The organism is Conyzicola sp. (assembly GCF_057073975.1).
Map to the genome: position 1 here is coordinate 1 of NZ_JBXMIS010000043.1, position 20,157 is coordinate 20,157.

At 67.2% G+C, this 20,157-nt stretch carries 19 protein-coding genes and 1 tRNA gene; 13 read left to right on the top strand and 7 right to left on the bottom strand.

What is annotated here, in order from left to right:
• The 3 genes from AC14A7_RS03830 to recR all read left to right on the top strand — a co-directional run.
• The coding region (locus AC14A7_RS03830; RefSeq protein WP_484006563.1) for a ZIP family metal transporter at positions 1-538 on the top strand (538 nt) is incomplete at its 5' end.
• Positions 539-571: 33 nt separating this feature from the next.
• Positions 572-2,503: a DNA polymerase III subunit gamma and tau gene (locus tag AC14A7_RS03835; RefSeq protein ID WP_484006564.1), complete on the top strand. Its 1,932-nt coding sequence runs from the start codon at positions 572-574 to the stop codon at positions 2,501-2,503.
• Complete coding sequence (gene recR / locus AC14A7_RS03840; protein WP_484006565.1) at positions 2,503-3,102, top strand: recombination mediator RecR; 600 nt, start codon at positions 2,503-2,505, stop codon at positions 3,100-3,102. Before AC14A7_RS03835 ends, recR begins: the two co-directional genes overlap by 1 nt.
• On the opposite strand, the gene AC14A7_RS03845 is transcribed toward recR, so the two are convergent.
• On the bottom strand, positions 3,099-3,569 hold the full coding sequence (locus AC14A7_RS03845; RefSeq protein WP_484006566.1) for a hypothetical protein: 471 nt from the start codon (positions 3,567-3,569) through the stop codon (positions 3,099-3,101). The two genes, recR and AC14A7_RS03845, sit on opposite strands and share 4 nt — an antisense overlap.
• A gap of 127 nt (positions 3,570-3,696) precedes the next feature.
• On the opposite strand from AC14A7_RS03845, the gene AC14A7_RS03850 reads away from it, so the two are divergent.
• The gene (locus AC14A7_RS03850) at positions 3,697-4,962 is read left to right on the top strand and encodes an aspartate kinase (RefSeq protein ID WP_484006567.1); all 1,266 of its coding nucleotides are present in this window, start codon (positions 3,697-3,699) and stop codon (positions 4,960-4,962) included.
• A 93-nt stretch (positions 4,963-5,055) separates the two neighbouring features.
• On the opposite strand, the gene AC14A7_RS03855 is transcribed toward AC14A7_RS03850, so the two are convergent.
• Together AC14A7_RS03855 and AC14A7_RS03860 are read right to left on the bottom strand one after the other, a co-directional pair.
• Positions 5,056-5,337: an HAD family hydrolase gene (locus tag AC14A7_RS03855; RefSeq protein ID WP_484006568.1), complete on the bottom strand. Its 282-nt coding sequence runs from the start codon at positions 5,335-5,337 to the stop codon at positions 5,056-5,058.
• Positions 5,338-5,339: 2 nt separating this feature from the next.
• Entirely contained in the window at positions 5,340-6,152 is an 813-nt protein-coding gene (locus AC14A7_RS03860; protein WP_484006569.1) for a lysostaphin resistance A-like protein, read from the bottom strand.
• A gap of 53 nt (positions 6,153-6,205) precedes the next feature.
• Between AC14A7_RS03860 and AC14A7_RS03865 the strand changes: the two genes are divergently transcribed.
• The 7 genes from AC14A7_RS03865 to AC14A7_RS03895 all read left to right on the top strand — a co-directional run bounded on the left by AC14A7_RS03865 (position 6,206) and on the right by AC14A7_RS03895 (position 13,337).
• Positions 6,206-7,264 (top strand): aspartate-semialdehyde dehydrogenase, encoded by a 1,059-nt coding sequence (locus tag AC14A7_RS03865; RefSeq protein ID WP_484006570.1) that lies wholly within the window; start codon positions 6,206-6,208, stop codon positions 7,262-7,264.
• Between the two features lie 37 nt (positions 7,265-7,301).
• Positions 7,302-7,943, top strand: a complete 642-nt coding sequence (locus tag AC14A7_RS03870; RefSeq protein WP_484006571.1) for an SGNH/GDSL hydrolase family protein — start codon at positions 7,302-7,304, stop codon at positions 7,941-7,943.
• A gap of 73 nt (positions 7,944-8,016) precedes the next feature.
• A complete protein-coding gene (locus AC14A7_RS03875; protein ID WP_484006572.1) occupies positions 8,017-9,498 on the top strand; it encodes a malate:quinone oxidoreductase in 1,482 nt (493 codons plus the stop codon).
• A gap of 120 nt (positions 9,499-9,618) precedes the next feature.
• Positions 9,619-10,851 carry a sensor histidine kinase gene (locus AC14A7_RS03880; protein WP_484006573.1) on the top strand — a complete coding sequence of 411 codons (1,233 nt, stop codon included), beginning with the start codon at positions 9,619-9,621 and terminating at the stop codon, positions 10,849-10,851.
• The gene (locus AC14A7_RS03885; RefSeq protein ID WP_484006574.1) at positions 10,848-11,987 is read left to right on the top strand and encodes a hypothetical protein; all 1,140 of its coding nucleotides are present in this window, start codon (positions 10,848-10,850) and stop codon (positions 11,985-11,987) included. The genes AC14A7_RS03880 and AC14A7_RS03885 overlap by 4 nt, the downstream gene beginning before the upstream one ends.
• A complete protein-coding gene (locus AC14A7_RS03890) occupies positions 11,974-12,672 on the top strand; it encodes a response regulator (RefSeq protein ID WP_484006575.1) in 699 nt (232 codons plus the stop codon). Before AC14A7_RS03885 ends, AC14A7_RS03890 begins: the two co-directional genes overlap by 14 nt.
• Complete coding sequence (locus AC14A7_RS03895; RefSeq protein ID WP_484006576.1) at positions 12,672-13,337, top strand: thymidine kinase; 666 nt, start codon at positions 12,672-12,674, stop codon at positions 13,335-13,337. Before AC14A7_RS03890 ends, AC14A7_RS03895 begins: the two co-directional genes overlap by 1 nt.
• 261 nt (positions 13,338-13,598) lie before the next feature.
• Here AC14A7_RS03895 and AC14A7_RS03900 read toward each other — a convergent pair.
• The 3 genes from AC14A7_RS03900 to AC14A7_RS03910 all read right to left on the bottom strand — a co-directional run bounded on the left by AC14A7_RS03900 (position 13,599) and on the right by AC14A7_RS03910 (position 17,246).
• Positions 13,599-13,672 (bottom strand) — tRNA-Pro (locus tag AC14A7_RS03900).
• A 31-nt stretch (positions 13,673-13,703) separates the two neighbouring features.
• Positions 13,704-14,672 carry a metallophosphoesterase gene (locus AC14A7_RS03905; RefSeq protein WP_484006577.1) on the bottom strand — a complete coding sequence of 323 codons (969 nt, stop codon included), beginning with the start codon at positions 14,670-14,672 and terminating at the stop codon, positions 13,704-13,706.
• 9 nt (positions 14,673-14,681) lie between these two features.
• On the bottom strand, positions 14,682-17,246 hold the full coding sequence (locus tag AC14A7_RS03910) for a transglycosylase domain-containing protein (RefSeq protein ID WP_484006578.1): 2,565 nt from the start codon (positions 17,244-17,246) through the stop codon (positions 14,682-14,684).
• A 52-nt stretch (positions 17,247-17,298) separates the two neighbouring features.
• Between AC14A7_RS03910 and sp36 the strand changes: the two genes are divergently transcribed.
• Entirely contained in the window at positions 17,299-17,460 is a 162-nt protein-coding gene (gene sp36, locus AC14A7_RS03915; protein WP_484006579.1) for a Sp36 family protein, read from the top strand.
• The gene (locus AC14A7_RS03920; protein ID WP_484006580.1) at positions 17,460-17,921 is read left to right on the top strand and encodes a RidA family protein; all 462 of its coding nucleotides are present in this window, start codon (positions 17,460-17,462) and stop codon (positions 17,919-17,921) included. The genes sp36 and AC14A7_RS03920 overlap by 1 nt, the downstream gene beginning before the upstream one ends.
• 84 nt (positions 17,922-18,005) lie before the next feature.
• Here the strand turns inward: AC14A7_RS03920 and acs are convergent, their stop codons facing one another.
• The gene (gene acs, locus AC14A7_RS03925) at positions 18,006-19,970 is read right to left on the bottom strand and encodes an acetate--CoA ligase (protein ID WP_484006581.1); all 1,965 of its coding nucleotides are present in this window, start codon (positions 19,968-19,970) and stop codon (positions 18,006-18,008) included.
• Between the last annotated feature and the right edge of the window lie 187 nt (positions 19,971-20,157).

The following is a 20,157-nucleotide window of genomic DNA, read 5'->3' on the forward strand; positions in this document are numbered from 1 at the left end:
CTTCCTCACCGGCGCCCTTCTCTACGTCGGTGCCGACTATCTGGTGTCGCATCGTGGCGGCGGACACTCGCGAATGAGCCAGGCTCCAGAGCGGGAGGGTGAGACGAGCGGCGTGAGTCTCGCGGTCTGGGCGCTCATCGACGGTGTGCCGGAATCCCTCGCCCTCGGCCTGAGCGTAGCCGCCGGTGGATCGCTGAGCATCCCCGTCCTCGTGGCGATCGCGATCTCCAACATCCCAGAGGGGCTGTCGAGCTCTGTCGGGCTCAAGGCGAGTGGCCGGTCTGCTCGCTTCGTCTTCACCATGTGGGGGTCGATCGCCGCGGCCTCCGCCGTTGCCTCGCTCGCCGGTGTGCTGCTGCTCGACAACGCTCCGACGGGCGTGGCCGCCTTCGTGCAGACCATCGCGGCCGGCGGAATCCTCGCGATGGTGGCCAACACGATGATCCCCGAGGCGTTCGAACGCGATCGTGCCGTCACCGGCATCATCGTCGCCCTCGGTTTTCTCACCGCGTTCCTGCTCTACGAGCTCGGAGGCTGACCGCACGTCGGCGGCGACGGCTACTCTTGGGAGGTGGTCACTGCCCTCTATCGCCGCTACCGGCCCGAGACGTTCGCCGAGCTGATCGGGCAGTCGCAGGTGACCGATCCGCTGCGCACCGCACTGCGCACCGACCGGGTCAACCACGCCTACCTGTTCAGCGGCCCCCGCGGCTGCGGCAAGACGACGAGCGCGCGCATCCTCGCCCGCTGCCTCAACTGCGCAGAGGGCCCGACCGACACCCCGTGCGGCGTCTGCGACTCCTGCGTCGAGCTCAGCCGCGACGGCTCCGGCTCGCTCGATGTCGTCGAGATCGACGCGGCGAGCCACAACGGCGTCGAGGATGCCCGCGACCTCCGCGAGCGTGCCGTGTTCGCCCCGGCTCGCGACCGCTTCAAGATCTTCATCCTCGACGAGGCGCACATGGTGACGCCGCAGGGCTTCAACGCGCTCCTGAAGATCGTCGAGGAGCCGCCGGAGCACGTCAAGTTCATCTTCGCGACGACCGAGCCGGAGAAGGTCATCGGCACCATCCGGTCGCGCACCCACCACTACCCCTTCCGGCTGGTCCCTCCCGCCCAGATGCTGGAGTACGTGCAGCAGCTCTGCGAGCAGGAGTCGGTGACGGTCGCCCCCGGCGTGCTGCCGCTCGTCGTTCGTGCTGGCGGCGGCTCGGTGCGCGACACCCTGTCGCTCCTCGACCAGCTCATCGCGGGCAGTGAGGGTGCGAATGTCGAGTACGAGCGGGCCGTCGCCCTGCTCGGCTACACCCACGGCGCCCTTCTCGACGAGATCGTGGATGCCATGGGCGCCCACGACGCCGGCGCCGTCTTCGGGGCGGTCGACCGCGTCATCCAGACCGGCCAGGATCCGCGTCGCTTCGTCGAAGACCTGCTTGAGCGCCTTCGCGACCTCATCATCGTCGCCGCGACGGCCGATCGCGCGAGCGCGGTGCTGCGCGGTATCCCGCACGACCAGCTCGAGCGCATGTCCGGCCAGGCGATCTCCTTCGGCCAGGCGGAGCTGTCGCGTGCCGCAGATGTCGTCAACGCCGCGCTGACCGAGATGACCGGTGCGACATCTCCTCGCCTCCACCTCGAGCTCATGGTCGCGCGCATCCTCGTGCCGGCGAGCGACGAGTCGGAGCGCGGTGCGCTCGCCCGCGTCGAGAGACTGGAGCGCCGGGTCGGGGTGGCGGCTCCTGCAGACGTGCCTCGGGCAGAGCGTCCGGCAGAACGCCCGGTCGAGCGGCAGGTCGAGAGGCCGGTCGAGCGGCAGGTCGAGAAGCCGGTCGAGAGGCCCGCCGAACCGCCCATCGCCGCGACCGCGCCTATCGTCGTCGAGGAGAAGGTCATCGAGGAGGTCACGTCGAGGGCCCCGCAGCCGACCTCGCCCGACGCGACCGTTGTTCCGGAGTCCCCGGTCATCGCGGCGTCCCCGGGTGCGCCGGTTACCCTCCAGCAGATGCGTGACTCGTGGCCAGAGATCCTCGAGGTCGTCGAGAACTCCAAGATGAGTGCGTGGGTCGTGCTGCAGACAGCACAGGCACGGGCGCTCAACGCAGACGTGCTCACGGTGAGCTTCGTCAGCGAGATCGACGCCAACAACTTCAAGCAGGCGACCCCCGGCACCGACAGCGTGAGCGAGCAGCTGCGGTCGGCGATCCTGCAGGTGCTCGGCCTGCGGGTCAAGTTCATCGCCAGGGTCGAGAACGCGGCTCCAGAGCAGACGCCCCCGCCTATCACCGAGCCGGAGATCGAGCCAGGCGGCTGGGCTGTTGCGAGCATCCCAGAGTCCGAGCCCGTCGCCGTGCAGCGCACGCAGCGCCCCTCGCAGGTCACCCAGCCGAAGGCGCCGACCGACAACCGCTACGGCGAGTCGGTCGTGCGTGAGGTGCTCAACGCCACGTTCATCGAAGAGCAGCCTCTGACGCCCCGCGTCGTGCCGCGCCCCCAGGACGACTGATGTACGAGGGAATCGTCCAGGAGCTCATCGACGAGCTCGGCCGTCTGCCGGGCATCGGCCCGAAGTCGGCGCAGCGCATCGCCTTCCACATCCTGCAGACCGAGAGTGTCGACGTGACACGCCTCGCCGAGGTGCTCACCGAGGTGCGAGAGAAGGTGCACTTCTGCTCCATCTGCGGCAACGTGACAGAGCAGGAGCAGTGCTCCATCTGCCGTGACCCACGTCGCTCACCGGCAACCATCTGCGTCGTCGAGGAGGCGAAGGATGTCGCGGCTGTCGAGAGGACCCGCGAGTTCAAGGGCCTCTACCACGTGCTCGGCGGCGCCATCTCGCCGATCGACGGCGTCGGCCCTGACGACCTGCGCATCCGCCAGCTGCTCACCCGTCTCGCCGACGGAACGGTGACCGAGGTCATCATCGCGACCGACCCGAACCTCGAGGGGGAGGCGACGGCGACGTACCTGACCCGCCTGCTGGTGCAGCCGGGCCTGCGGGTCACGCGCCTCGCATCCGGTCTTCCTGTCGGCGGCGACCTCGAGTACGCCGACGAGGTGACCCTCGGTCGTGCTTTCGAGGGCCGTCGGCTCGTCGAGAACTAGGGGTCGCGCCGCATCACGAGCACACCCTGCTCGTAGGCGTCGATGTCGCCGAGCCAGTCGTCGGTGGTGAAGCGGAAGGTGCTCGAGGGGTACTCGACCTCTTCGCCGACGTCGAGCGAGATCGTGACGACGACATCGTGCTGCGCGAGCACGGCCTCGCCGAGGGCGATGCCGATCGCGACACACTCGTATGCCCACTCCGGCGTACTGTCGTCGAGCCGCTTGGTGGGCTTGAGCCCGCCGAGTTGGATCGTGTTGATGAATCCCTCGCGCTCGACGACCGTCGCGAGCATAGTCGTCAGGTCGCTGGATACCTCGCCACGCAGCGCGGTGAAGTACCGGGCGCCGCCCTCCTCTGTGTAGCCGGCAGCCAGCATCGAGCGCATGGCCGCGGGAATCGAGCGCGGGTAGCGCAGTGCGTCGTCGAGCCACGGCTGCATGGCGGCGTTGGCGACGATTGTGCTCACCTGTCGATGGTACGTCGCATGCCTCGGCCGGCATACGCCCGGCGGTAACGTGCGGCGACGGAGGGATAGGATTTCTCCTTGGGCCAGTCGCGCCCAGCATCCAGCAGAGATCACCCAGGAGCCACCCGTGAGCTTGATCGTGCAGAAGTACGGCGGATCATCGGTCGCCGACGCCGAGGGGCTCAAGCGCGTCGCCAAGCGCATCGTCGAGACGCGCAAGGCCGGTCACGAGGTCGTTGTCGTCGTCAGCGCCATGGGCGACACGACCGACAACCTGCTCGACCTCGCAGAGCAGGTCGTGCCGATCACGAGCGGCCGAGAGCTCGACATGCTGCTGAGCGCCGGCGAGCGCATCTCGATGGCCCTGCTCGCCATGGCCATCAAGAGCCTCGGCGTCGAGGCCCGCAGCTATACCGGCAGCCAGGCCGGCATGATCACCGATGCCCAGCACGGCTCCGCCCGCATCGTCGACGTGACCCCGCGCCGGGTGCGCGAGGCACTGGATGAGGGGGCCATCGCGATCGTCGCCGGCTTCCAGGGTTTCAACCGTGGCACCGGCGACATCACGACGCTCGGCCGCGGTGGATCCGACACCACCGCCGTCGCCCTCGCGGCAGCCCTCGACGCCGACGTCTGCGAGATCTACACCGATGTCGACGGCGTCTTCACCGCCGACCCCCGCGTCGTGCCGCTCGCCCGCAAGATCGAGAAGATCACGAGCGAGGAGATGCTCGAGCTGGCTGCTGCGGGAGCCAAGGTGCTGTATATCAGGGCCGTCGAGTACGCCAGGCGCCACGGGGTGGTGCTGCACGTGCGCTCGTCGTTCAACAACAACGAGGGCACGCTAGTCGTCAGTTCTAGGGATGGAGAGAACGTGGAAGAGCCGATCATCACCGGTGTCGCAGCAGACCTCAACGAGGCGAAGGTCACCGTCGTCGGTGTGCCCGACATCCCCGGCAAGGCGGCGCGCATCTTCACCATCGTCGCCGACACCAACGCGAACATCGACATGATCGTGCAGAACGTGTCGAACGTCTCGACCGGTCGCACCGACATCTCGTTCACCCTCCCCAAGCCGGAGGCCGCCGCCGCCATGTCCGCGCTCCTCGCGGCGCAAGACGAGGTGGGCTTCGACTCCCTTCAGCACGACGACCAGATCGGCAAGCTCGCCGTCGTCGGCGCCGGCATGCGCTCGAGCGCCGGCGTCACCGCGAAGCTCTTCACGGCGCTCTACGAGGCCGGTATCAACATCGAGATGATCTCGACCTCGGAGATCCGTATCTCGGTCGTCACCCGCGCCGACACCATCAACGATGCCGTTCGCGTCGTGCACTCAGCGTTCGGCCTCGACGCCGACGAGGTCGCCCAGGTGCATGGGGGAACGGGCCGCTAGGAGAAACGGCCATTTCTGGCCGTTTCGCGGCACGTTCCCGAGGGCGTCCCGCCCGAAGGGGGCGTTAGTTTGAAGGCCATTTCTGGCCTTCAATCACCCGGTTCGGACCCCGGGGTACGGCTGCACGAAGCGCACGTGCTCGAACAGCAGGCGCTCGACGAGCGATTCGGCCGAGACGGTGAGGCCGAAGCGGTCGATGATGGATCGGGCGAGCCCTGCGCGCGGCGTGCAGCCGTCACCGTCGGCGTCCACGAGCCACGCGGCATCCGCCGCCTCGCCGGAATCGGGGTTCTCTGCGACGAAGCCGTCCGCCCACCGGCGGAAGGCGCCCGTGCGGTCGACAAGGGTGTCGTCGAGGTCGATGAGAACCCGCACGCCTAGGCCTGGGTCGCCGCGAGCGACAGCAGCACGGCGCTGCCGTTGAAGACCATGTGGCCGATGACGGCACCGCCGATGCGGTTCGTGCGCAGCGCGACGAGACCGTTGAGAACGCCGACGAACAGCGTCGAGCCGCCGAGGATGATGAAGAGCGTCCAGCTGTCTGCCTGATACAGGTGCAGCGCCATGAATGTGAGGGAGCTCACCAGGATGGCGACGGTCGCCGCGCGCTTCTGGCTTGCGGCATCCGGTTGCGTGTGTCCGCTTCGTCGCAGCACACGGTTGCGCACCGCGCGAAGGAAGAGGCCGCGGAAGAACAGCTCCTCAACGACCGGTGCGACGAGGGCGGCGATGACGAAGCCGTTGAGCACGATCCACAGTGGCTCACCCGCGAGCACGAAGTTGCCGCGGGGCGGCGTGTAGCCGGTCGCTGAGATGGTGACGACCGTCAGCAGCACGGTGACGATGCGGCCGAGGATGCCGATGCCGAGGCCGATGAGCACGTCGATCGGGCGGAAGCGCAGTCCGAAGTCCGCGCCGAGGCTGCCGAGGCCGAGTCGGCGGGATGCGATGACGATGACGATGACGAGGCCGCCGTAGGCGACGATCGAGGCGACGAAGCCGACGAGTTCGAGGTTGGCGAGCACCGCATCCCGCAGGGGCGTCGCGGCGGCGAGGATGCTGATGCCGGCGAGCAGGGTGAGGAAGACCACGAGGCCGGCGGCCACCTCCCAGAGCCCCCAGCGCACTCCAGTGAGCGGATTTGGCAGGTTTGCGTCGCCGGTGGTCGCGGGCGTCGGGTCGTCGGTCACGCGTTCAGAATAGACTTGGGTGTCCCGAAAGCCTGAATCACGAGCGGATCACCATGAGCACTGCAGGAGTACGCATCGGCGTCGTTGGCGCCACCGGCCAGGTTGGCGCCGTCGTGCGCCGCCTCCTCGAGGAGCGCGACTTCCCGGTTGCCGAGATTCGCTACTTCGCCTCTGCGCGCAGCGCGGGCACCACGCTTCCGTGGAAGGGCGAGGATGTCGTGGTCGAAGACGCAGAGACCGCAGACCCCACGGGCCTCGACATCGCGATCTTCAGCGCCGGAGCCACGACCAGCAAGGCGCAGGCCCCACGCTTCGCCGCTGCCGGCGTGCTCGTCATCGACAACTCCAGCGGCTTCCGCATGGACCCAGACGTGCCGCTTGTCGTCTCCGAGGTCAACCCGCACGCCATCAAGCAGGCGGTCAAGGGCATCATCGCGAACCCGAACTGCACGACCATGGCCGCCATGCCCGTGCTCAAGGTGCTGCACGCCGAGGCAGGACTGCAGCGACTCATCGTCTCGACGTACCAGGCGGTGAGCGGTGCGGGCCTCAAGGGCGGCGAGGAGCTGCTCGCGCAGGCCCGCGTCGCGGTGGCCGGTGACGCCCTCGCTCTCGTGCACGACGGATCCGCCGTCGACTTCCCGCCGGCATCCGCGTTCCCGAAGACGATCGCCTTCGACGTCATCCCGCAGGCTGGCAGCTTCGTCGACGACGGGCTCTTCGAGACCGACGAGGAGAAGAAGCTGCGCAACGAGAGCCGCAAGATCCTCGAGCTGCCAGAGCTGCTCGTCTCCGGCATCTGCGTTCGCGTTCCGGTCTTCACCGGCCACTCGCTGGCGATCAACGCGGAGTTCGCCGAGTCGCTGACCGTGGAGCGCGCCAAGGAGCTGCTTGCCGACGCTCCCGGCGTTGCGCTGACCGAGGTGCCGACGCCGCTCGAGGCTGCAGGCCAGGACCCGTCGTACGTCGGCCGCATCCGTCAAGACGAGGGGGTGCCGAACAACCGCGGCCTCGCGCTCTTCATCAGCAACGACAACCTCCGCAAGGGCGCTGCACTCAACGCCGTGCAGATCGCAGAGCTCGTGGCGGCCGACCTGAGCGTCACGGCCTAGCACCCACCGCACGACGGCAGGGTGTCGAATAGTCGACATGAGACGCTGGATCCTGCCCGTGATCGGGCTCCTTGTGATCGGAGGCTTCGTGGCTGTGCTGGTTCCGCGGGGGCAGACTCCGCCCGATGGCCCCGTTGTCGCGTTCTACGGCGACTCGTACACTCTCGGCACCGGCTCGACCGACCAGAGCAAGAGGTGGTCGACCATCGTCAGCAGGCAGCGAGGCTGGGTCGAGGTGAACCCGAGCGTCAACGGACTCGGCTTCATCAACAACCGGTATGACAAAGACCTGCCCGCGACGATCATCGCGGCGCGCCCCGACATCGTCTTCGTGACGATGGGGCTCAACGACAACTTCAGCTTCGATGCCGCAAGCGCCGAGATCAAGGCCCAGATCACCACCGATCTCACCCGCCTGAACAACGAGCTGCCGGAGGCGCGCTTCGTCGTCGTCGAGCCGTTCTGGTACACCGACGAGCGACCGGAATCCGTCGAGGTCATCATCGGGTGGGTGCGTGACGCGGCCGCGGCAATCGACGTCGACTACATCCCGGGAGCCTCGCACTGGATCGAGGGACACCCGGAGTGGATGGCGCGCGACGGCCTGCACCCGAACGACGACGGCTACGCCGAGATGGCAGCGCGAATGGATGCCGAACTCGAAGCGATCGGACTCTGACGTCGCGAATGACGCACCCTCCACCCCGTCGACCGCGGGCTACGGGCGCATCAAGCCCGCCTAAGCTGGAGGGGTGAACTCCGAAGAATCCGCGGTCGATGTCGCCCTGATCGGCGGTGGTGTCATGAGCGCAACGCTCGGTACGCTCCTGTCGGAGCTCGAGCCGAGCTGGCAGATCCGAGTGTTCGAGAAGCTCGACTCGAGCGCCCTCGAGAGCTCGAACCCGTGGAACAACGCGGGCACCGGCCACTCCGCCCTGTGCGAGCTCAACTACACCCCGCAGCGGGCCGACGGGTCAATCGACATCACCAGCGCCGTTAAGGTCAACGAGCAGTTTCAGGTCTCCCGCCAGTTCTGGGCCCACATCGTCGAGCGGGGCCTGCTGCCAGAGCCCCAGAGCTTCATCAACGCGACGCCGCACATGAGCTTCGTGTGGGGAGCAGAGAACGTGGAGTACCTGCGCCTGCGCTGGGAGGCCCTCAAAGACCACCCGCTGTTCGCCGGACTCGAGTTCAGCTCCGATGCAGAGACGATTCGCTCGTGGGCACCGCTGCTCATCCCCGGTCGGGCCAAGAGCCAGCCGATCGCCGCCACGCGGATCGCGGCCGGCACCGACGTCGACTTCGGGGCGCTCACGCGGCTGCTGTTCGGCATCCTGACCGATCGAGGAGCGCAGCTCGACCTCGACTCCCGGGTCACCAACCTCACGCGCACCCGCAACGGCCTGTGGCGCATCAGCTACCGCCGCGAGGTCGGCCAGACGCCGTTCGTGGCCTACGCGCGCTTCGTCTTCGTTGGCGCGGGTGGCCACGCCCTCAACCTGCTGCAGAAGTCAGGCATCAAGGAGATCCGCGGCTTCGGGGGATTCCCCGTCAGCGGCGAGTTCCTGCGCACCGACAACGCGGCGATCGTCGCCAAGCACGTCGCGAAGGTCTACGGCAAGGCCGCGGTCGGCTCCCCGCCGATGTCGGTGCCGCACCTCGATCGTCGCGTCGTCGACGGTGTGCCGAGCCTCATGTTCGGGCCGTATGCGGGCTTCAGCCCCAAGTTCCTCAAGCGGGGGTCGTGGTTCGACCTGTTCGCATCCATCCGCTGGCACAACCTCGTGCCGATGGTCGCTGCGGGCCTCGGCAACCTCGGCCTGGTGCGCTACCTCGTCGGCCAGCTCCTGGCTCGCAAGGAGACCAAGTTCGAGGCGCTGGAGGAGTTCTTCCCCGGTGCCGATCCCAAGGACTGGTACCGCATCACGGCCGGCCAGCGGGTGCAGGTCATCAAGAAGGATGCCAAGAAGCTCGGCGTGCTGCAGTTCGGCACAGAGGTGGTCGCGTCGGCCGACGGCAGCATCGCCGGGCTCCTCGGGGCCAGCCCCGGAGCATCCACCGCTGTGCCGATCATGATCGGCCTCATCGAGAAGTGCTTCCCCGAGAGGCTCGACGCGTGGCGCGCCGGCCTGTCGGCGATGGTGCCGAGCTACGGCACCCTCCTCTCCGACGACCCGGCGGCAGCCGATGCCATCATGACGAGCACAGCGGCCTCCCTTCGCATCAACCGCTAGCCCGTGCCGTGCTGGCTCGCAGGGCCGTTCGTGCTGTACCGTTCACCCGGCCCGAATTGGGGGAATCCGCGGACCGTCGGCTGACATAGTCTCGGGTACAGAGAGGAAGGAGCGGAGCACATGTCCCTCGGCCTTCCCGTCCACCTGGTACCGCACCACCTGCGCAGGGGTCTTGTCCGCGCCGCCCACGTCGTCGGCTTCGTCTGCATCGGCGCCGGTGCGCTCGTCACGCTGGCTCTGCAGGCCCAGCTGCTCAACCGGGTGCTCTGGCCGGCCCTCATCGCCTTCGGGGTCATGTTCGCGGTGCTCTGGTTCGTCGACCGCAACCGAACGGTGCTCGCCTCTGTCGTCTACCTGATCGTCGGCCCCCTGTGCGTCTACTGGATCACCCTCATCGCCATGACCCAGTTTCCTGGCGACACACGCTCCGACACCTTCGTGCTGTCGATGGCGAAGGTCGCTGTCATCATGGTCGGGGGAGCCGGGGTGACGACCCTCAGCGGCATCCTGTGGAGCGTGGGCGGTTTCGCGCTCGCCGGGTCGGCGACAGCGATCGCATCGTGGCAGACCGGCGGTGGCTTCGCCTTCGACTTCACGGCCGTGGCTGCCATCATCATCTTCGTCGCGCTGCAGGCCGGACTGGCCGCCGGTCGCTCCGCTCGGCGCAACGCTCAGCCGAGCCTCCACCGAGCCGCCCGTGACGAGCAGCTCTCGGCGATGCGCTACCGCATCGAGACCAAGGCCGCGGCGGTCATGCACGACACCGTGCTCAACCATCTCGCCGCCATTGCGAACGCGCAGGACGGCGAGTTGCAGCCGAACCTCCGAAGCCAGGTCGAGCGCGACCTCGAGGTGCTCATCGGCGAGGAGTGGCTGCTGGATGCCGATCCCGGCGTACACGACGACGCGCGAACCGAATGGGTGCAGAGCCGTCTCTACCGCGCCATCGACGACGTGCGGCAGCTCGGCCTCGACGTGCAGGTGAGCGGCGAGGTCGCCGCCGTGACACGGCTCGGCGTGGAGCGCTCGACCGCTGTCGCCCTCGCCGCCAAGCAGTGCCTCGTCAATGTGCTCAAGCACTCCGGCACCGCCCATGCAGAACTCGTGGTCTACGGCTCCGAGCGCGAGGTGTCGGTGATGGTGATCGACGCCGGGGCTGGTTTCTCGGAGGCGGAGACCGGCGCCGACCGTCTCGGCCTCCGCCAGTCGGTTCGCCGCCGCATCGAGAATGTCGGCGGCACCGTGCAGGTCTGGTCGACCCCGGGCAGGGGCACCTCCGTGATGATCCGCGTGCCGGCGCTCGAGCCGGAGGTTGTCGTGCGGGGCGCCGACGAGGGGGAGGAGCGCCAGTGAGCACCATCGAACGCGCGTTCCAGCAGCTCGACCCGCTTGGCGCTCTCACCGGACGACCGATCACGATCGCGGCTGCCATCCTCATCCCGGTATTCGCGGCGGCATCCACGTGGTTCAACCGGGAGGATGTCGACAGCTGGCCGCTCGCGATCGCCGCCCTTGTCGCCATCGTGCTCAGCTGCGTCGCACTCGACTACGCGTCGAGCCCGCTGCGGGCACCGTTCACCCTGCTGAGGCACTCCATCGTCACGGGTCTCGCGACGCTCGCCTACCTGCTCAACGCCTTCTCGATGTGGGAGAGCAACAGCTACATCCGCGACGACTGGGGGCCGATCACGATCGGCTTCGTGCTGCTGTCGCTGTCGCAGTACCGACCTCCCAAGGAGATCGCCTCGACCGGTCTCGCGCTTTCGCTGCTGGTCGGGGTCGTCGCACTCACCCAAGACCGCTCTCTCGTCACCGCCGCGCCCCCGATCGTCTACTCGATCGTCGCCATGACACCGGTGCTCTCGCTCTCGCTCGCATCCGCGGCCTTCGGCCAATTGCTCATCGACGGCATCGAGGGCTGGCGCCTTCGCGCTCGTCGCGCTGCCACGGTGTTCAGCGACGAGAATTCGGGATGGATAGCCCGCTCCGTCCAGCAGGACCGCGTCACCATCCTCAACCAAGACGTCGTACCGTTCTTCGCCGAGGTGCTGCAGCGCGGCACGATCGGCCCGGCAGACAGGGAGCGGGCACGCGCCATCTCTGATGCTGTGCGATCGATCATGGTCGCCGAGGCCGATCGCAGCTGGCTCGACATGCTCGTCGAGCAGGGCATCGAGAGCGGCGTGACCGTCGACGACCCACTGCGTCTGGCCGCGTCCATGTCGGCAGAGCAGCGCACGGCCGTTCGTGCCCTCATCGTCGCCCTCGTCGGGCAGCCCGCCTTCGAACCGGAGACCTTCGAGCTGAGCCTCTCGCTCGACGGCACCACGTGCCGCGCACTGATGCGCACCGACCTCTCCGCGACCGACAGTGCGGTGCGGTCGGAGTTCGCCCCCTACTTTGCTGTGATGAGAATCCTGTTCTCAGAGCTTCGAGTCGAGTTCTCCGACTCCGCTCTCACAGTAAGGTTTTCCTATGAGCAGCGATGACACCGGCGACGTTGCCGTCATCGACTCGCCGACTCGCGAAGGACCAGCTCGAATTCGGCTCGCCATCCTCGACGACCACGAGGTGCTGCTCGACAGCCTCGGCACCTGGATAGCGGCAAACGCCCCCGACTTCGACCTCGTTCTCAGCGCCACCACCTGGCTGCAGCTCGTACACAGCGACAACTTCCCCACCGACCTGGTGATCCTCGACTTCCAGCTCAAGGAGCCGGTGTCGATTGAGGCACGCGTTCGCACCTGCCGGGCGGCCGGCGCGAAGGTGATCGTGCTGTCCAGTCTCGACACGCGCGAGTCTCAGGATCGCGCGCTCGACGCAGGCGCCGCGGCCTTCCTCTCCAAGACGCTTCCCATGCAGCAGGTCATGGATGCCGCGCGCGGCATCATGGGCGTCGACATCGAGTCTGCGCCGAAGCGCGACTGGCGCCCGCTGCCCGTCGGTGCGACGCTGCAGTCCCGCCCCAAGCTCAGCGCCGGCGAGGTTGTCGCGCTTAAGCTGTACGTCTCGGGTTTCAGCACCGTCGAGGTCGCCAGCCAGATGAACGTGCAGTACGAGACGGCTAAGACCTACCTGCGGCGCGTGCGGGAGAAGTACGCCAAGGCCAACCGCCCGGCGAGCAAGAAATCAGAACTGATCCGTCGCGCGGCGGAGGATGGATACCTGCGCTAGTGGCCAAGCTTTACTTCCGGTACGGGGCGATGAACAGCGGCAAGAGCACGGCTCTGCTGCAGGCCGCCCACAACTACGAGGAGCGCGGGCTGCGCGTGCTGCTGGCAAAGCCGCGTCTCGACACCAGGGGAGCCTCGGAGATCTACTCCCGTCTCGGCGTCACCCGCCCGACCGACTTCACGATCGGCGCCGACGAGGACATCTACGCGCGCTTCGCGGAGGAGCGCTCGCTGATCCGCAAGCAGTCGGGTGTCGAGGTCGCGTGCCTGCTCATCGACGAGGCCCAGTTCCTCAGCGAGCGGCAGATCGACGACCTGCTGCGTATCGCGGTCATCGAGGGTGTGCCGGTGCTTGCCTACGGCATCCGAACCGACTTCCAGACCATCGCGTTCCCCGGCAGCCGACGCCTCCTCGAGGTCGCGCACTCCATCGAGGAGCTCAAGACCATCTGCCGCTGCGGCCGCAAGGCCGTCTTCAACGCCCGCAAGATCGGCGACCGCTTCGTCTTCGACGGCGACCAGGTCGCCATCGAGGGAGTGGATGCGCGCTACGAGTCGCTGTGCGGCGCGTGCTACCTCGACGAGAGCCGCGGCGTGCTCAACAACGGCTGGCGGCCAGCCGACGAGTTCAAGGACTCGCTGGAGCCCGACGTCGACTTCTCGTAGGTCGGGTCGCTAAGGGACAAAGCCTGGGCAGCGGCCAGCAAGCAATGACAAAGGGACCACCTAGACGGCGGTCCCTTTGTCATTGCTTGAGTCGGGGTACGTCCCACGGGCACGGACGTCACATCTCGCGGTCGATCATGGGTGACAGGTAGGCACATTGCGAAATGCACCGTTACCGGCGCCGTGGGGCCCTGCTATGACAGCGGCCAGCAGGCATGGAAAAAGGGACCGCCCGAAGGCGATCCATTTTCCATGCCTGAGTCGGGGTAACAGGATTTGAACCTGCGACCTCTTCGTCCCGAACGAAGCGCGCTACCAAACTGCGCCACACCCCGATGGCCCGGAGGCCATGGCCCGAGGGCCGAGTCAAGAATAGCCGATATCTCCGGCCGTGAGCGTCACAAGCACTGCCTCCGGTGGGCAGGCGAAGCGAACGGGGGCGTAGATGGAGGTTCCGAGGCCCGCAGAGACGTTGAGGAGCGCTGCGCGCTGGGCGTGGTGCCACACGCTGAGGCCGCTGGCCTTCTCCCGGGGAATGTCGCAGTTGGTGACCAGCGCCGGCAGCCCGGGGATGCGCACCTGCCCCCCGTGGGTGTGCCCGGCGAAGATGACATCGGCGCCGTTCGTGACGAAGGAGTTGAGCACCCGCTGGTACGGAGCGTGGGTCACGCCAATCGATACCGGGCGATCGCGGTTGCCCTGCCAGCTGGCCTCCTCGCGCATGACGTCGATGGCCGCGGGCAGGGTGTCGAGCTTGTCCCAGTCACGGTGGGCGTCGTTGACACCGAAGAACTCGAAGTCGGTGTCGCCGATGCTGAGCGATGTCGCCGCATTGTTGAGGCTCTGCCAACCGAGGGAATCGCTGAAGTAGTTCTCGAGTCGCGCGGTGTCGAGCACCTCGGCGGTGAAGGAGTGCGGAGACGGGCTGGAGAAGTACCGCAACGGGTTCTTGGGAGTCGGCCCGAAGTAGTCGTTGGATCCGTTGACCCAGACGCCAGGGATGCCGGCGAAGGGCTCGAGCGCGTACTCGATCGCGTCGTAGGCGTCATTGTGCCCGAGGTTGTCACCGGTGTTCACGATGAGATCGGGCGCCAGTGCCGCCAGTGAGCGAACCCAGTCCTGCTTGTTTCGCTGCCACGGCGCCATGTGGAGGTCGCTGAGGTGCAGCACGGTGATCTGCCGCGACCCGGGCTCGAGCACTGGGAGGAACTCGTGGCGGATGCCGAAGCGCTGCCGTTCGACGAGGCTTCCCCACGCGAATGCGGCCGCCCCGGCTGCGAGCGCGACGCCAAGGGCGGCGCCGACGACGCCGCCCTTGGCCCGAGTGCTACTCACGCGACCGACTCAGCAGACGAGGGAACCGACACCGAGTTTGACCTCGCTGGTGCGCTTGTAGACAGATCCCGGAGCCGGGTCGCTCGAGATGACCTTGTTGACCAGGCTTGGCTGGTCGGTGACAGCGCAGGTCTGGGTCACGGTGGTGAAGCCGGCCCCGTTGAGCGTCGCCGATGCCGAGCCGAAGCTCGGGTTGCCGGAGACGACGTCGGGGAGGACGCTCATCGATCCATTGCTGGTGTAGGCGGTGACGGTGATGCCGCTCGCGACCACGCTTCCAGCGCCGGGGTCTGTCGCCGCGATCTGGCCGGCTGGCAGATCGGAGTCGACCTCGCCGCCATCCGCGTAGCCGAGCCCGCGCGCCTCGATGATCGACTTCGCGATCTCCGGCGTCTGGCCGATGACGTTGTCGACGGTCACACCGGTTCCGGTGAGCAGTCGCTGTGGTGGAGCCGGGAACGCCGCCCCACCGTACTTCGCGTCGACCTGCAGCATGATCGTCTTCGAGATGATGTGCCGCAGGTTCGGGCCGTTGGGGTACTTGTTGATGCCGAAGTCGCCCGTGATGTTGCCGACCCAGGTGACCGAGGTCATCGTGCTGCTCGAGTTGACGACCCAGGTCTGCTCCGCGCCGTTGGTCGTACCGGTCTTGCCGAAGTGGGGAATGCCGTCCTTCGGGTTCGCGCCATAGGTGTTCATGGCGCCCTGGAGGGCGTACATCGCTGCCGCGGCGACCTCAGCGGAGATGAGCGAGGGGCCGCACTCCTGTGCCTGGCCAGCGAGCTCGTTGCCCTGCGAGTCGACGATGCGGTCGACGGCGCGCGGCTTGCAGAAGATGCCGTTGTTGGCGATGCCGGCGTACGCGGCGGCAACCGTGAGCGGCGCGATGTCGTTCGTTCCAAGAATCGACGACGGGTTCGACATCAGCTCGTTCTCGACGTAGTTGATGGTCTTCGGGTTGTCCTTCTCGATACCGGGGTGAACGCCGAGACTCATGGCGATCTCCTTGGTCTTGCAGAGGTCGAGCTTCATCGCCATCGAGACGTACGCGCCGTTGATCGATGCCGCTGTCGCGGCCATGACCGTGCGGCTGCCCTGCTCGTTGCCGAAGTTGCGGAACTTGTACACGCCGCCGTAGGGGCCACCGTAGAACGCTCCGCCGGAGGGGTTGGTGCAGGTATCGGTGAACGACGACTGGTTCTCTGTGCGGGGGCTCGCGTTGACCATCTCGTTGACGCCGTGGCCCTCATTGAGCCAGTTGAGAAGAGTGAACACCTTGTAGGTCGAGCCAACCTGGAAGCCGCTCGATCCGCCGTAGTTGCGGTCGGTGTTGAAATTGAGCGCGGTGGTGGCGATGCCACCGCCCACCTCACTGTCGTCGAAGCCCTTGTTCTGCGCCATCGTGATGATGCGGCCGGTGCCAACCTGCACGATCGACGATGCCGCACCGAGTGAGAGCCGCGTCTCCGCAGGGTTTGCGTACTTCTGCAGGGTGTCCTGCGAGAGGGTCTGGAGGTCGAGGTCGAGGCTCGTGTAGATGTGGTAGCCGCCGATCTTCCAGTTGTCGAGGCGCTGGGCCTCGGTGTCGCCGAGCGAGGTGAGGTCTTTCACGCTCTTGACGATGTAGTCGCAGAACTGCTTGGCGTAGGGGTAGGCGGCAATGCAGCCGTTCTTCGGAGTCTCTAGGGTGACCGTGGTCTCGTCGACCGGAATAGCGAGAGCCTCGTCGAGCTCCGCCTTCGTGATCATCTTCTCCGCGTACATGTTCTTGAGGATGACGTCGCGGCGGTCCTGGTTGCGCTCGTACTTGGCAGGGTCGTCGAGTGCGCGCGCTGTCGGCTGCTGCACGATCGCGATGAGGCTGGCGGCCTGGGGGAGCGTGAGCTCCGCCGCGGAGGTCGCGTAGTAGCGCTGTGCTGCCGCTTCGATTCCGTAGGTGTTGCCACCGAATCCGGCGATGTTCAGGTAGGCGAGGAGAATCTCGTCTTTCGTGTACTTCTTCTCAAGGCCGATCGCGAGCTTCATCTCTTTGAGCTTGCGGTCGATCGTGGAGACCTGGGCGGCCTTGACGCCCGCCTTGCGCTCTGCCTCGGTGTCAGCCTGCAGAGCCTTCTGGATGTTGATGTTCTTGACCAGCTGCATCGACAGGGTCGACGCGCCGCTCTCGACGCCGCCCGCGAGGGTGTTGGTCAGGGCCGCACGCAGCAGGCCCTGCACGTCGACGCCGCCGTGCTCGTAGAAGCGGCGGTCCTCACCGGCGACCACGGCGTCCTTGACGACCTGGGCCACCTCATCCCACTTGACCTCTTGGCGGTTCTGGTTGAAGACGGTCGCGATGGGCTCATCCGCATCACCGCGCTTGGCGTAGATGACGTTCTCCTGCGGCTGCTCGCCGATCTCGATCCAGGCGGGGAGCTTGTCGAAGATGCCGATGGTGTTGCTGGCAGCCATGCTGGTGACGGCGAGGGAGGGGGTGACCATTGCGGTGACCAGGACCCCAGCGAGTACGCTGAAGCCGAGCATTCCAGCGATGGCTGAAATCACGCCATTGGGCTGAGGATTCTGGGCAGACATGCCCACATCGTATCCGAAGCGCCTGTTCAACTAGCTGAGTGAAAGCCGACAAATGCCCAACTGGGAATACCTGACAACGCCGCTGATGATCCACAACACGGCGGCGATTCTGAACAACTGGGGCGGGGAGGGCTGGGAGCTCGTCCAGGTCGTCACCGGTCCGGAGGGCGGCCTCGTCGCCTACATGAAACGACCCATCGAGAAGGATGCCTGATGACCGCAATCGCCGACCGCCTCGCTGAGCTTGGCCTCACCATTCCGACCCTCGCCGCACCGGCCGGCGCGTATGTGCCGTTCGTGGTGAGCGGCAACCTCGTCTTCACGGCCGGCCAGCTGCCCTTCACCGACGGCGCGCTGCCTGCGACCGGCAAGGTCGGCGCTGAGGTCTCGCCAGAGGACGCCAAAGCCTACGCGCGCACCGCCGTGCTCAACGCCCTCGCGGCCGTCGAGGCGGCCATCGGCTCGCTCGACCGGGTCACGCGCATCGTCAAGCTCGTCGGCTTCGTCGCCTCCGACCCCTCGTTCAGCGGCCAGCCCGGCGTGATCAACGGCTCTTCCGAGGTGCTCGGCGAGATCTTCGGCGACGCGGGCAAGCACGCGCGCTCTGCCGTCGGAGTCGCGGTGCTGCCGCTCGACAGCCCCGTCGAGGTCGAGCTGATCGTCGAGTTCGCCTAAGGTCTTCCTGCCACAGCTCCAGCTGCGGCCTCAGGGACCCAGTTATAGCGAGGGCCCGGAGCCGGGAGCTGGAGCTGCGAGGGGTTACTTGAGCTTGTCGGTGATGATCTGCATGACCGAGGTGTCGGCGAGCGTGGTGGTGTCGCCGATCTCGCGGCCCTCCGCGACATCCTGCAGCAGGCGGCGCATGATCTTGCCGGAGCGGGTCTTCGGCAGCTCGGCCACGATGAAGACCTGCCGCGGCCGCGCGATCGCGCCGATCTGCTCGCCGACGTGCGTGCGCAGCAGGGCCGAGGCCTCATCCACCGTCTGCGCCTCTGCCTGACTGGAGCGCAGGATGACGAACGCGACGACCGCCTGCCCCGTCTGCTCGTCGGCGGCGCCGACAACCGCGGCCTCCGCCACGATCGGGTGCGAGACGAGCGCCGACTCGATCTCCTGCGTCGACAGCCGGTGGCCCGACACGTTCATGACGTCGTCGACCCGGCCGAGCAGCACGATGTCGCCGTCCTCGTCGACGTGGGCGCCGTCGCCGGCGAAGTACTTCCAGACGCCGTCCTTCGAGAAGCGGCTCCAGTAGGTCTCGCGGAAGCGCTCCATGTCGCCCCAGATGCCGCGCAGCATCGACGGCCACGGGTCGCTGACCACCAGCAGGCCGCCCTGCGGCGGGTCGACGCGGGTGCCGTCCTCGCCGAGGATGTCGATGCGCACGCCGGGCAGGGGCGTCTGCGCCGCCCCCGGCTTGAGGGCGGTGATGCCCGGCAGCGCAGAGATCATGATCGCGCCGGTCTCGGTCTGCCACCACGTGTCGACCACCGGGGTCTTCCCCCCGCCGATGACGTCGCGGTACCAGATCCACGCCTCCGGGTTGATCGGCTCCCCGACGCTGCCGAGCACGCGAAGCGAGGTGAGGTCGAACCGCTCCGGCTCCTGTCGGCCGATCTTCATGAACGACCGGATGGCGGTCGGCGCCGTGTAGAAGATCGACACCCTGTACTTCTCGATGATCTCCCACCACCGGCCGGGGTGCGGGGTGTCAGGGGTTCCCTCGTAGAGCACCTGCGTCGCCCCGTTTGCGAGGGGACCGTAGACCACGTAGCTGTGGCCGGTGATCCAGCCCACGTCGGCGGTGCACCAGTAGACATCGGTCTCGGGGTGGAGGTCGAAGACGTTCCTGTGGGTGAAGGCGACCTGGGTGAGGTAGCCGCCGCTCGTGTGCAGGATTCCCTTCGGCTTGCCGGTCGTGCCAGAGGTGTAGAGGATGAACAGCGGGTTCTCTGCCTCGAAGGCCTCGGCCTCGTGCTCCGGGCTCGCGGCATCGACGACGTCGTGCCACCAGAGGTCGCGACCCTCCGTCCAGTCGACGTCGTTACCGCCGCGCTTGACCACGAGCACGTGCTCGACGGGCGACTCCCAGCCCTCGAGTGAGCCGTCGACCGCCGCCTTGAGCGGGAAGACCTTGCCCTTGCGGTAGCCGCCGTCGGCGGTGATGACGAGCTTGGCATCCGCGTCGTCGATGCGGGTGCGCAGCGACTCGGAGCTGAAGCCGCCGAAGACGACCGAGTGCACGGCGCCGAGTCGCGCGACGGCGAGCATCGCGATGACGGCTTCCGGAACCACCGGCATGTAGATGGCGACGTGGTCGCCCTTCTGGATGCCGAGGGCGGCAATCGCGTTTGCCGCTTTCTTCACCTCGGTCGTCAGCTCTGCGTAGGTGAGGGTGCGGCTGTCACCGGGCTCGCCCTCCCAGTGGATGGCGACGCGGTCGCCGTTGCCGGCCAGCACATGGCGGTCGAGGCAGTTGTACGCGACATTGAGCGTGCCGTCGGCGAACCAGCGCGCGACGGGTGCGCCGCTCCAGTCGAGGGTCTCGGTGAACGGCGTGTGCCAGTGCACGAGCTCGCGCGCCTGATCACCCCAGAACGCGGCGGAGTCGGCCTTGCCTGCCTCGTACATCGCCGGATCGGCGACGCTCGCGGCCGCGAACTCCGCGCTGGGCGGGAAGCTCCTGGTCTCGTGAAAGAGGCTGTCGATGGAGTTCTTGGACATCATCATCCTTGTGTCTATTGCGCGGACGTTGCCAGGGATTGCCGCGGCGCGTGCAGTAGTGACTCGATCCTAGACTGCACCGGCAAATTCCAAGGTTTCGGTGGGCAAAAGTCCGTTGCGCGGAGGACCCACTGGGGTACACTCGAACCGTCAAATTCAGTTTGACTGGCGACGCAACCACGGTTCC

What these genes read in the sequence shown, in the direction of transcription:
- acs (WP_484006581.1), bottom strand. Translation starts at nt 19,970, where the DNA reads ATGTCCAAGAACTCCATCGACAGCCTCTTTCACGAGACCAGGAGCTTC.
- AC14A7_RS03910 (WP_484006578.1), bottom strand. Translation starts at nt 17,246, where the DNA reads ATGTCTGCCCAGAATCCTCAGCCCAATGGCGTGATTTCAGCCATCGCT.
- AC14A7_RS03870 (WP_484006571.1), top strand. Translation starts at nt 7,302, where the DNA reads ATGAGACGCTGGATCCTGCCCGTGATCGGGCTCCTTGTGATCGGAGGC.
- recR (WP_484006565.1), top strand. Translation starts at nt 2,503, where the DNA reads ATGTACGAGGGAATCGTCCAGGAGCTCATCGACGAGCTCGGCCGTCTG.
- AC14A7_RS03920 (WP_484006580.1), top strand. Translation starts at nt 17,460, where the DNA reads ATGACCGCAATCGCCGACCGCCTCGCTGAGCTTGGCCTCACCATTCCG.
- sp36 (WP_484006579.1), top strand. Translation starts at nt 17,299, where the DNA reads ATGCCCAACTGGGAATACCTGACAACGCCGCTGATGATCCACAACACG.
- AC14A7_RS03865 (WP_484006570.1), top strand. Translation starts at nt 6,206, where the DNA reads ATGAGCACTGCAGGAGTACGCATCGGCGTCGTTGGCGCCACCGGCCAG.
- AC14A7_RS03890 (WP_484006575.1), top strand. Translation starts at nt 11,974, where the DNA reads ATGAGCAGCGATGACACCGGCGACGTTGCCGTCATCGACTCGCCGACT.
- AC14A7_RS03880 (WP_484006573.1), top strand. Translation starts at nt 9,619, where the DNA reads ATGTCCCTCGGCCTTCCCGTCCACCTGGTACCGCACCACCTGCGCAGG.